At 44.1% G+C, this 11,472-nt stretch carries 11 protein-coding genes; 8 read left to right on the top strand and 3 right to left on the bottom strand.

Going from position 1 to position 11,472, the window contains the following annotated elements:
* The first annotated feature begins 26 nt into the window (after positions 1-26).
* The 3 genes from DR864_RS13800 to DR864_RS13790 all read left to right on the top strand — a co-directional run bounded on the left by DR864_RS13800 (position 27) and on the right by DR864_RS13790 (position 1,877).
* Positions 27-383, top strand: coding sequence for an element excision factor XisH family protein (locus DR864_RS13800; RefSeq protein ID WP_262510956.1), 357 nt, complete (start codon positions 27-29; stop codon positions 381-383).
* Entirely contained in the window at positions 371-721 is a 351-nt protein-coding gene (locus DR864_RS13795; protein ID WP_114067528.1) for a XisI protein, read from the top strand. Before DR864_RS13800 ends, DR864_RS13795 begins: the two co-directional genes overlap by 13 nt.
* Positions 722-830: 109 nt before the next feature.
* Complete coding sequence (locus DR864_RS13790) at positions 831-1,877, top strand: DNA cytosine methyltransferase (protein WP_114067527.1); 1,047 nt, start codon at positions 831-833, stop codon at positions 1,875-1,877.
* Between the two features lie 150 nt (positions 1,878-2,027).
* Here the strand turns inward: DR864_RS13790 and DR864_RS13785 are convergent, their stop codons facing one another.
* Together DR864_RS13785 and DR864_RS13780 are read right to left on the bottom strand one after the other, a co-directional pair.
* Complete coding sequence (locus tag DR864_RS13785; protein WP_114070276.1) at positions 2,028-2,924, bottom strand: LysR substrate-binding domain-containing protein; 897 nt, start codon at positions 2,922-2,924, stop codon at positions 2,028-2,030.
* Between the two features lie 93 nt (positions 2,925-3,017).
* Complete coding sequence (locus DR864_RS13780) at positions 3,018-3,941, bottom strand: LysR family transcriptional regulator (protein ID WP_114067526.1); 924 nt, start codon at positions 3,939-3,941, stop codon at positions 3,018-3,020.
* A gap of 93 nt (positions 3,942-4,034) precedes the next feature.
* Here DR864_RS13780 and DR864_RS13775 point away from each other — a divergent pair, with 93 nt between their 5' ends.
* The 5 genes from DR864_RS13775 to DR864_RS13750 all read left to right on the top strand — a co-directional run bounded on the left by DR864_RS13775 (position 4,035) and on the right by DR864_RS13750 (position 8,415).
* A complete protein-coding gene (locus DR864_RS13775; RefSeq protein ID WP_114067525.1) occupies positions 4,035-5,471 on the top strand; it encodes an NADP-dependent isocitrate dehydrogenase in 1,437 nt (478 codons plus the stop codon).
* An 18-nt stretch (positions 5,472-5,489) separates the two neighbouring features.
* Positions 5,490-5,729: a hypothetical protein gene (locus tag DR864_RS13770; protein WP_114067524.1), complete on the top strand. Its 240-nt coding sequence runs from the start codon at positions 5,490-5,492 to the stop codon at positions 5,727-5,729.
* 59 nt (positions 5,730-5,788) lie between these two features.
* The gene (locus DR864_RS13765; RefSeq protein WP_162793805.1) at positions 5,789-6,337 is read left to right on the top strand and encodes a hypothetical protein; all 549 of its coding nucleotides are present in this window, start codon (positions 5,789-5,791) and stop codon (positions 6,335-6,337) included.
* Between the two features lie 228 nt (positions 6,338-6,565).
* Positions 6,566-7,522, top strand: coding sequence for an AAA family ATPase (locus DR864_RS13755; protein WP_114067521.1), 957 nt, complete (start codon positions 6,566-6,568; stop codon positions 7,520-7,522).
* A 2-nt stretch (positions 7,523-7,524) separates the two neighbouring features.
* The gene (locus tag DR864_RS13750) at positions 7,525-8,415 is read left to right on the top strand and encodes a metallophosphoesterase family protein (protein ID WP_114067520.1); all 891 of its coding nucleotides are present in this window, start codon (positions 7,525-7,527) and stop codon (positions 8,413-8,415) included.
* An 85-nt stretch (positions 8,416-8,500) separates the two neighbouring features.
* Here the strand turns inward: DR864_RS13750 and DR864_RS13745 are convergent, their stop codons facing one another.
* On the bottom strand, positions 8,501-11,368 hold the full coding sequence (locus DR864_RS13745) for an alpha/beta hydrolase family protein (protein ID WP_114067519.1): 2,868 nt from the start codon (positions 11,366-11,368) through the stop codon (positions 8,501-8,503).
* Positions 11,369-11,472 lie beyond the last annotated feature (104 nt).

Genomic DNA, 11,472 nt, shown 5'->3' with positions numbered 1-11,472 from the left:
TAGCTTTGATAAATGAAAACTAGCAAATTACGCATGATCCCTATAAAATTATAATGGGGCGGCGGCGTGGTTACATCGACTTGGGAGCGGAGCGTGAAATCATAGCGGCGGAAAAAGCAAATCAAAAAATTGCCATTGAAATTAAAAGTTTTGTCGGAAATTCTGATCTGGATAACTTTGAAGATGCACTTGGGCAGTTTTTGCTTTATTGGAAAGCATTAAAAATAAATGATCCTGAACGGGTGTTATATCTTGCCGTTCCTGTTGGTTTTTATGAGCGATTTTTCGATGATGCATTCTTTATGGATGTTGCTCGGTCTTTTGATGTTAAGATGCTTATTTTCGATGAAATAGAACCTGAAATTAAACAATGGATAAGTTAACAGAATACAAACAGATAGCCCCTAAAATCGTTGAAGAAGTGGCTGGATTGTCGCCTATGATTGAAAATGGAGTAGAAAATCAATTAATTACAGACGACGAACACGGGCATTATTTGTACTTTGGGGTAGGTTGGACTAAAATAAACAGTGGATGGACGTATGCTTCTTTCATTCATATTGATGTTAAGCCGGATGGTAAAGTATGGCTTCAACATGATGGCACCGATCTTCGTATCGCTGAAAAACTACAAAAATACGGAATTCCGAAAAGCGATATTGTGATTGGTTTCCAAGCCCCTGCGGTTCGCCCTTATCTTGAAGGGTATGCGGTGGCATAAACTTATTAGGCCGTCTTTACAAAGGCAAATTAGCTCACCCTTTCATAATTTTGTTGCAATCCGTGACAAAGTTTAGCTATTTGCAGTCAAAGACGAAAAGCAGTAATCGATGACAGTAACCGAAAAAATCAGTCTAAACGAGGCTGAAAATATTCCTTTCCCTTCCGTACCCCAACCCGTTTTTACCTTTATAGATTTATTCGCTGGTATCGGCGGGTTCAGAATGGCTCTGCAATCCCTCGGTGGTCAGTGTGTGTTCAGCAGCGAATGGGACCCACAGGCGCAGAAGACCTACGCAGCTAATTTTGGTGAAGTACCCTTTGGCGACATTACCAAAGAAGAAACCAAAAGTCAAATTCCGGATGGGTTCGATATTTTGTGTGGAGGCTTTCCCTGTCAAGCCTTTTCCATTGCGGGGCGGCGCGGCGGGTTTGAGGACACGCGTGGAACGCTGTTTTTCGACGTGGCCGATATTATCCGCCGTAAAAAACCCAAAGCCATTTTTCTGGAAAACGTCAAAGGACTCATCAATCACGACAAAGGCCAAACCCTCAAAACAATCTTAGCCACCTTGCGCGAAGATTTGGGATATTATGTGCCCGAACCCAAAGTGATGAATGCCAAAGACTTTGGGGTGCCGCAGAATCGGGAGCGCATCTTTATAGTGGGTTTTAGGGAGGATTTATACATTAATGATTTTGAATACCCCAAGCCGTTGGGCATTCCAGTGGCGTTTGAAGACGTGAAAGAGACGTTGCCCGTGTCGGCTAAATATTACTTATCTACCCAGTATTTACAGACGTTGATTAACCATAAACAACGCCATGCCAATAAAGGCAATGGTTTTGGCTATGAAATTATCGCCGACGATGCCATTGCCAATGCCATTGTGGTGGGCGGAATGGGCCGTGAACGAAATCTGGTGTACGACTTTAGAATTACGGATTATACACCCATGACCAAAATCAAAGGTGAGGTGAATCGCGAAGGCATCCGAAAAATGACCCCTCGCGAATGGGCCCGCCTGCAAGGCTTTCCCGATGAATTTAAGATTGTAGTGGCAGACGCCTCGGCCTATAAGCAATTTGGAAATTCGGTAGCGGTGCCTGCTATCCGAGCCACTGCCGAGAAAATTGTAGAGCGAATTATTCCCTGATTTTTCAGATACAGCGGCTAGAGGCCTTTGAATAGTCGTCACGCGGCAGAGCTGAGCGACAGTGGAGGCACGGGTACTGTTGGTTTCTCAAAACCAACGATTGGGTTGTGAGCAACCCAATGTACCCATCAAAGAACAATGTCTGCCCGCTTATTTTCTGCTGTATTCGCGAAATGCAAAACGCATGAATGATTCGGCCATAGCCTCGGGTTGGCCCTGTAAATGAATCAACCAAAATTTCCTTAAAAGCACCAAGTCCTTCACTTTAATAAGTTTCAATTGGCCAGTAATCAGTTCTTTTTGAATGGAGCGAATAGACAAAAACGCCATACAATTGGCGTGTTCCAAAAAGGATTTGATGCTTTCTGTTCCACCCAAATGCATGATGATTTGGAGGGAAGATAGTTTTAAATTGTGTTCTTTCAGGGCGCTTTCAATGACTTCCAACGTACCCGAGCCGCGCTCCCGCAGCACCAGCGGAATTTGGGTAAGCTGCTCAATGCTAATTTCTTCCAAAGGCGCCAATTTGCTGTTGCTGTGTACTACGGCCACGAGTTCATCGTCCATAAAATCCACGTATTTGATGCCAGAATGATGTTTTTTCCCTTCCACCACCCCCAAATCAATGGCATGCGATAAAACGGCATTTTCGATCATCTCGGTATTTCCGTTGAGCAACGACAACTCTATTTGGGGGAATTTTTCGTAATATTTGGCCAAGAGGGGTGCAATGAGGTATTGCCCGATGGTTGTACTCGCACCCAACCGAAGAATGCCGCTGTGCTTCGATTGCAGGGTGCTAAGTTCAAAGGCCGCCTCCTGATACAGGTGTAAAATCTGACCTGCGTAGCGTTTGAGTAATTCGCCCGCAGGGGTGAGAAAAACGGCATTGCCTTTTCGTTCAAACAACCTTGTGCCGTATTGTTGTTCTAGTTCGCGAATGTGCTTAGTAACGGCAGGTTGCGTAATAAACAACTCGCCAGCGGCTTTTGTAAAGCTCAGGTGTTGGGCAACACTGTTGAAAACTTTCAGGCGGAAATCAGACACGGGATAAAAAGCTTGGGTTGATGTACAAAGTAAAGGGAATTTGAAAACAACGAGCAAATTTGATGATTTTGCAAAAATCGGCTTCTTACAAGCTCAATAATTCTCAAACCAAGCAAACTTAACATTAATAATATTTTGCTTTTCTTTTTTGAGGTAATTAAGATAGGCATCAGCTACGGGCGATAGCTTTTTATCTTTTAACCAAATCAAAGTCCAGGTAGATGTTATGGGAAAGCCTTCAACGGGAATGATTTGCAGTTGTTTGTTGACCAACTCATTTTTAATGCCAATTAAAGGCATTATTGAATAACCTAGCCCTGCAATAACGGCTTGTTTAACGGCTTCATTTGAAGTTAATTCCATCTTTTTGAGTACCGGAAGGTTATTTTGAATAATAAACTTTTCCATCACATTCCTCGTCCCCGAACCTGGCTCTCGATAGATAAGCGGTATGGTCTCAAAAATACTTTTATCATAGTGACTTGCCCCGTAGTTCATTTCTGAATTTCCCACTAAGTACAGTTTATTTTGCATTAACTCTATTTTTTCAATCTTTAGATTTTCGGGTACTATACTGACCAACGAAAAATCCACTTCGTTTTTTTCTAAGCTTGCTACTACTTGGGCTTTGTTAGTGACATCCATAAGTAGTTCAATTCCAGAATGTTGTTTGATAAAATCGGCAATAAAGTAAGGGGCAATGTATTTTCCTGTTGATACCACCGATAGCTTGAGTTTCCCAGTAAGTTGTCCTTTGTGGGCGTGCATTTTATAATTAATGGCATAGACTTCATTCAGAATTTTATCGGCAGCCTCAACTATTTCTTTCCCAAAATCAGTAACATAAATTTTCTTGTTTATGACTTCTATCAAAGGCACTTCAAACTGGTCCTGAAAGTTTTTGAGCTGAATCGAAACCGCTGGTTGGGTTAAATGTAGCTCCTCTGCTGCCTTGGTAACGCTCAGCGTTTGGGCCACTTTTAGAAAAACTCTTAGCTGATTGAGGGTATAGTTCATAAAAAATATTTATGATAATGATAGCAAAGTTAAATAAAAACTTATGAAAACCAGTACAGACCTTTGTGCCGTCAATCAAAAACCGATCAAGTAATGAAAAGAATTACCGTAGCAAAAGGCGATGGCATTGGGCCTGAAATTATGGATGCCACTCTGTCTATTATTAAAGCCGCAGGAGCTCAAATTGAAATTGATGAAGTAGAGGTAGGCGAAAAAGTGTACCTAGCTGGCAATACAGCGGGGATTGCAAAAGAATCTTGGGATATCATCCGCAAGAACAAAATTTTTCTCAAAGCTCCCATCACAACACCTCAGGGAGGCGGATACAAAAGTTTGAACGTAACCACCCGAAAGTTTTTGGGCTTATATGCCAACATCCGTCCTTGCGTTAGTTTACATCCCTTCGTGAAGACCAAACACCCCGAGATGGACATTGTCATTGTCAGGGAAAATGAAGAAGACCTATACGCAGGAATAGAACACCAACAAACCGATGAAGTGGTTCAGTGCCTTAAACTTATTAGCCGTCCGGGCTGCGAAAAAATTGTTCGCTATGCTTTTGAGTACGCCAAACAGTACGGACGAAAAAAAGTCACTTGCTTTACCAAAGACAACATCATGAAACAAACGGATGGATTGTTTCATCAGGTATTTGATGAGATTGCCAAAGAGTATCCCACCATCGAGAATGAGCATTGGATTATTGACATTGGGGCGGCAAAAATGGCCGATACACCTGAGGTTTTTGATGTGATTGTGATGCCCAACTTGTACGGTGATGTGCTGAGCGATGTCGCTGCTCAAATTGCAGGTTCGGTAGGTTTGGCTGGCTCAGCAAATATTGGCGAAGAATGTGCCATGTTTGAAGCCATTCATGGCTCTGCTCCGCGCAGGGCAGGACAAAATCTGGCGAACCCGTCGGGGTTGCTGCAAGGGGCGATACAGATGCTGAATCATATCGGACAAACCGAGGTGGCAGAAAAAGTACAAAATGCGTGGCTAAAAACGATTGAAGATGGCATCCATACCTATGACATTTTTAAAGAAGGAATCAGCAAACAAAAAGTAGGAACCAAAGAGTTTGCGGAAGCAGTGATTGGTAACTTAGGGCAAAAACCATCTCAATTCAAAGCGGTTAGCTACGCCAATGGCGCGGCCCTCAACTTACCTAAATACCAACGCAAAGCGCCCAAATTAAAAGAGCTGCTGGGCGTAGATTTATTTGTACATTGGACTGGAAGCAGTGCAGACGAACTGGCGGAAAAAGTACAACAAATCAACACCTCTGAGGTACAAATTAGTATGATTACCAATCGTGGCATCAAAGTATGGCCAGATGGATTTTCCGAAACATTCTGCACCGACCATTGGCGTTGCCGCTTTAAGCCTCTCGAAGGAAAGAGTTTAGACAAACAACAAATCATTCACCTGTTAGGCGCGGCTCACGAAAAAGGCATTGACGTCGTCAAGACTGAAAACCTGTATGCTTTTGACGGAAAGCCTGCATTTTCTTTGGGGCAAGGGCAGTAACATTAATTTCTTTCAATCATGAACATCCAACTTCTTAAAGGCAATTTTACTCAATCTGAGGCGCTTGATATTCTTACGCAATTGGTTCACGTAAAAATCAAGTTTCATGAAAGTAAAATTGAAAAAAGTGATAACGAAGAGGATATAAAAATGCGTGAAAATCGTATTAAAAAGCTCCTTCAGGATTTCTATGAAGCAAAACAGCTCATAATCACGCAAAAACAGTGTGATTTGAATGCTGAAATTGAAATCGGCTAAAAAAAACGGGTTGTGCCCTATGGGGGCACAACCCTAAATTAAAATGTCAAGAACTAATCATGAACGCTAAGCCCCAAAATCAGTTGTTTCTGGTGTGTCCGTTTTGCCAAATGGAAAGGTTTATTACCAAACACTACGGGGACGTTTTGTTTCTTACTGCGCCTGCCTCGGTCTTCTATTTTGATGATCCCAACTTCTTGAAAGCGGTCAAAAAAACGATTCAACGGGAAAAAATAACCGATATATACTTGGTAGGGGAAGTGTCCTGCTGTTTTGTTAAATATGCGCTTCGAAACGAAACCCAGACAGGGCTTAGATGCGAATCAGAAATTCAAGAGTTGATCTCAAAAACAGATACGGCATTTTCTTTGACCGAAAAGCTTTTAAAAAAGCAATTGTATGAGATGAGTTGTCAAAGTATATTTGGTAAAGAAATAGAAGAGGGGAAATTACGTATCCACACACTTTTGACTTCCAAGCACGACGACTTTATTACGCCTATTTACTCGGAATTTTTACAGCGTATACAGCTAGCTGTAGCGCAAACTGATAATTTGGATGATACCAGTAGGATGCTTACATTATACTGCGCAGAGTCAATGGCTTAGTGCTTGAACCAATGGGGTTTATGCAGAGCGTTGCGGCGGGAGTAGGTCGATTGGGTATGGGTGTAAGGTTTATAAATAACACGGTTTCAGGGCATATCTCGTGGGTAAAGAGCAGGAAAAAGGTGTTTTTTGCCTTTGAAAAACAGAGAATGCAGAAAAAACGTAAGAAAATAAGGTGTAAAAACAGCTAATTCCTAACTTTACATCTTACACTTACTTTGAAACCAAATGCCACAGAAAAAAATACAGGAGATTTTTGAGGAAATGGGGAAAGTGGTTGTGGGGCAAGAAAACCTTATCAATCGACTGCTTATAGGATTATGTACGGGGGGGCATATTTTGTTGGAAGGCGTACCTGGATTGGCTAAAACCCTTACGGTCAATACTTTGGCTAAGGTATTGCATCTAGATTTCCAACGTATTCAGTTTACACCCGATTTACTTCCCGCCGACATCATCGGCACCATGATTTACAAACCCAAATTGGGCGATTATGAAGTAAAAAAAGGACCCATTTTTGCCAATATGATTTTGGCCGATGAGGTCAACCGCTCACCAGCTAAGGTGCAATCAGCGTTGTTGGAAGCAATGCAGGAAAAGCAGGTCACCATCGGCGAAGATACCTTTCGCCTCGACCGTCCGTTTTTTGTGTTGGCTACCCAAAACCCCGTAGAGCAGGAAGGAACCTATCCTCTGCCCGAAGCGCAGTTGGACCGTTTTATGATGAAAGTTTTTGTGGATTATCCCAGCAAAACTGAAGAAATGGAAGTAATGCGCCGGATGTCAAATCTGGATTATAACTACGAGCCGAAAGCAATTCTGACCAAGGAAGATATTGCGCAAATTCGCCACGGAATCAACCAGATTACGCTTTCCGAAACCTTAGAAAACTACATTGTAGAGCTGGTTTTTGCTACGCGCCGTCCGCTAGATTATGGGTTGCGTGACGAAGCCCGGTACATGCAGTTTGGCGTATCGCCCCGCGGGACAATCAAGCTTAACTTGGCCGCCAAAGCGTTGGCGTATTTTGCGGGTCGTGATTATGTGCTTCCAGAAGATATAAAAGAAGCGGCCCCCGACGTATTCAATCACCGAATCATGCTCAACTACGAAGCCGAAGCCGATGGCATAACGACGCGCTACGTCATTGATTCAATTTTAAGGAAGGTAGCCATCGGAAGGTAACTATGAATCGAAGAGAGTCAATAAAAAACATCGGATTGTCTGCCGTCACGTTGTCGGTAGGCGATACAACTACGGAGGCCAATGCCCGAAAAAGGATATTACGGATTGCCCATATTACCGATATACATATCCGCCCCGAACATGATGCGCCCAATCGTTTTCGAAGATGCATTGATGAAATCAAAAAACACAAGCCTGATTTCTTCCTGAATGGTGGCGATACGATTTATGCCGCTGATTATCAAAATATTACTCGTGAACGGGTAGATGAACAATGGCGGATTTGGAAAGATTGTCGGGCATTGTTGGGTGAATATGAGCTTTACAGTTGCCTTGGCAACCATGACATGTGGTGGGCGGCTCCTTCGCCACAACATGAAATGTATGGCAAAGAGCATGTGGTCCAGCAACTGAAAATGCCGAAACGATATTATAGTTTTGACAAAAAAGGCTGGCATTTCATCGTGTTGGACAGCAATAACAAGGGTGGTTCTTTGGATGATGAACAAAGAGCATGGTTGGAGGCTGATTTAGCTAAGCTTCCCCTCAATACCCCTGTTTTGGTAATGAGTCATTACCCGTTGCTGGCGGCGTGTACCAACCTTGATGGGGGTGGCATGCATACCGATTTTAAGTACATTGTTAATCTGTTCTACCAACACAAAGACAAAATCAAAACCTGCGTCAGCGGGCATATTCATTTGGTGGACCGAGTGGTTTATAACGACGTTCAATATTTCTGCAATGGTGCATTAAGCGGTTTTTGGTGGGAAGAGGGCGACAAAAATTCAGCGAAAAAATACTACTATCTTCAAACACCTCCTGGCTATGCCATCATTGACCTGTACAGTGATGGGAGCGTAGTGAACACCTATCATGCTCATACTTTTTAGGTTATTAACATACCGAAAGGTGCATAATTATAAAAAAAGGCGACTCTTTCAAGGTCGCCTTTTTTGTGCTACTTTTTGGGGTGCGTTATTTCTCGCTTCCGCCGCCCAATTGTGAACCTCCACTTACTTTGGCAGGTGCTAAGTGCTGATTGATTCCTTTTTCGACCAACGGCAAGCCTTCCGCCATCCACGAAGGTGCGGGGGCATCTTTGAGGTAATGGTCAAAATATTGATACAAACGAACCGCGAAATCTTTCATGTTTTGGCGTTTGGTCAAGCCGTGTTTTTCGCCGTTGTAGTTCAGCATCCAAACGGGTTTGTCCAGACGTTTCAACGCCATATAAAACTCAATTCCTTGGTACCAAGGCACAGCACCGTCGTCGTCATTGTGCATCATGAGCACGGGAGTTTGGATTTTGGGCGCGTGGAAAAGCGGCGAATTTTCGAGGTATTGCATGGGTTTTTCCCATAGTGTACCCCCAATACGGGTCTGGGTACGCTCATACTGCGCTTGGCGAGAAAGTCCTGTATCCCAACGGATTCCGCCGTAAGCGCTCGTCATGTTGGCTACTGGAGCGCCCGCTTCGGCGGCTTTGAAGAGGTTGGTTTGGGTAACCAAATAGGCCGTTTGGTAGCCTCCCCAGCTGTGGCCAGAGATGCCTATTTTGTCTTTGTCAACAAATCCTTTGTCGATCATGCTCAATACGCCGGGTACGATGCAATTGTAGGCACTTTGGCCTGGATAGCCCGTTTTGTACACGATATCCGGAACAAAGACCAAGTAGCCATTGCTCACAAAATAGGAGAAATTGATGTACGAGCGGATGGGACGCGGTGCGTAGTGGGTGTGTAAATTATCGGCGTTTTTCTCGTAAAAGTACGTCATCATTGGGTACTTCTTGGTCGAGTCAAAATTCTCGGGTTTGTACAATAATCCCTGCAATGGCGTGCCGTCGCCTGCTCTCCAGTTCACAATTTCGACCGAGCCCCACAGGTAGTTGGACTGCTGAGGATTGGCATTGGTGACCTGGGTGATGCTCTTGAAACTTCCGTCGGTTGCGTACCAATCGGGATATTCTTTGAAGGTTTGTTTTGTGAACAGATAACGGTCGGCATTTTTGGCCTTAAGCACAAGATTGCCGACGCTAAAATCACCCTCGTACAACTTTGTCACCTGCAAAGTGGGAGATAACTGGGCAAAACCCGACTGCTTAGTGGTTTCGTTGACTGTGCTCAGTAGCATGGGCTTAGACAAATCAACATTCCGTTCTTCGGCATCCAATCGTACATAACGATGCGATTGTTTGGAGCCCCGACCGTTGGTTAGTTTCTTAGCATTACTAGGATTTAGTGGATCAATTTGCCAAATATCAAAACGGTCGTAAATCAACAGCGACTGGTCGCCTTTGGTCCAGCCCGCAATGCCGTAAGGATTCGGAAAGTCAGGATGATCGTCTTCCTCGTCGGCAAATTTGACGGCTTTATTGTTGGTCAATTGGATGGTTTTATTGGCCGCAATATCGTGCGCAAACCAAGCGGTGTCGGGGTTGGAAAACCAGTACAAATACTTCCCTTCGGGCGATACGCGCGCATTCCCTTGGATTTTTTCTTTGAGCAGGGTTTTAGAACCGTCGCGGGTGCTGATGAGGTACGCATCTTCTTTGGGGTTCCAGTCCCAGTGCTGATTAGAATAGCGAATGTCGGAATGGCCGACGATAAAATCGCTGTTTCCTTCATTGATTAACTCGGCCTCTGGAATGAGTTCGCTGCCCAATTGGACTAATTTTTTATCAATGAGGTTGACCATCGCCAAATACGATTTTTTGCGGTCCCTCTCCAGCGATACTTTTTGTTGGGTTTGGAGTTTTGTGTCTTGCCAATGCCACACTTCCACGTTCACGATTTCTTCGTTGAGGAGCGTGGTGTCCTGAACAATGGGTTTAGGATTAGTTCCGAAGAACAATTTTGCCCCGTCTTTGGAGAATTTAGGCGTGTATTCGCTGCTTATGAGCCAGCCCTGCGCGGCGGGTTGCGTGGTTTCGTCGGCCAAACGGGTAGCGGTAGCATCTCCTGATTTCCAGTGAAATAACTTTGGCAGACGAATCTGAACTTTGGAATTGGTGTCCAAATCGGCCACAAAAGCGAGTTGGTCGCCGTTTTCGTCAAAGGATAATTTCTTGAATTTATGCTTTGGCACGCCCGTGTGAATCAGGGTGAGTTGATTGGTGGCGGGTTCAAAAACATAAACGCCCGTTTTGGTAGAATCGGCACCCGTAGAAGCGAAGGCGAGGCGTTTGCCATTTTTGGCTACTTCGTATTCGGTCACAAACGGGAATATTTTTTCAGTTCCACTTTTTAATTGTCTCACTACCAAGCGGTAACCGTTTTCGTCAGATTCCCGTTTGGGACGTTTGCTCGGGGCTTTTTTGGTGGTATCGGGCTTTACTTTGGGGCTTTCGCCTAAATACGCTACCCAATCGCTGCCTTTTTCGGGCAGTTTAAACGACTGGACCGTTGGAAATTTGACCAACTTTTTGGAAGCGAGTGCATAAATCCCCAACGAGTCTTTGGGCAGTTCGTCTTTTTTCTTTTTGGCGCGCCTTGCCGCCTTTGTTGCTTCGAGTTGGGGTTTTATTTTAAAAACGGCAAACTCCGAATCCGTGCTTAACTTCAATCCTTCGCCGCGGGCTATGGAGTCGGCTTGATGGGTGGTGAGATTGTGAAATACCACTTTTCCATCGCCTTCTTGCGGATTGAGCGCGTAGCCAAACCATTGCCCATTGTTGCTGATGACCCGCTCGGGAATGTCTTTCCAAAAATCGTAGACATCGTGGGTGAGCGGTTTTTTGACAACCGTCGGCGGGGGAGGCGAAGCCGATTTTTTTGCTTTCTTTTGGGCGAAAAGCGCGGGAGAAAGCCCTCCTAACAGGAGAAGTAGTAAATACTTTTTCATTATTTGGTCAGGCAAATGGTTATTGTTTGTTGATTAGGTCAAATTTCAGAAGTTTAGGCTACCTCTGCTAAAATTATTTCCAATTTGCGACGAACCGGAAAAAT

It is taken from the genome of Runella rosea, assembly GCF_003325355.1.
GTDB lineage: Bacteria > Bacteroidota > Bacteroidia > Cytophagales > Spirosomataceae > Runella > Runella rosea.
This window is presented reverse-complemented; position numbering and strand designations above follow the sequence as displayed.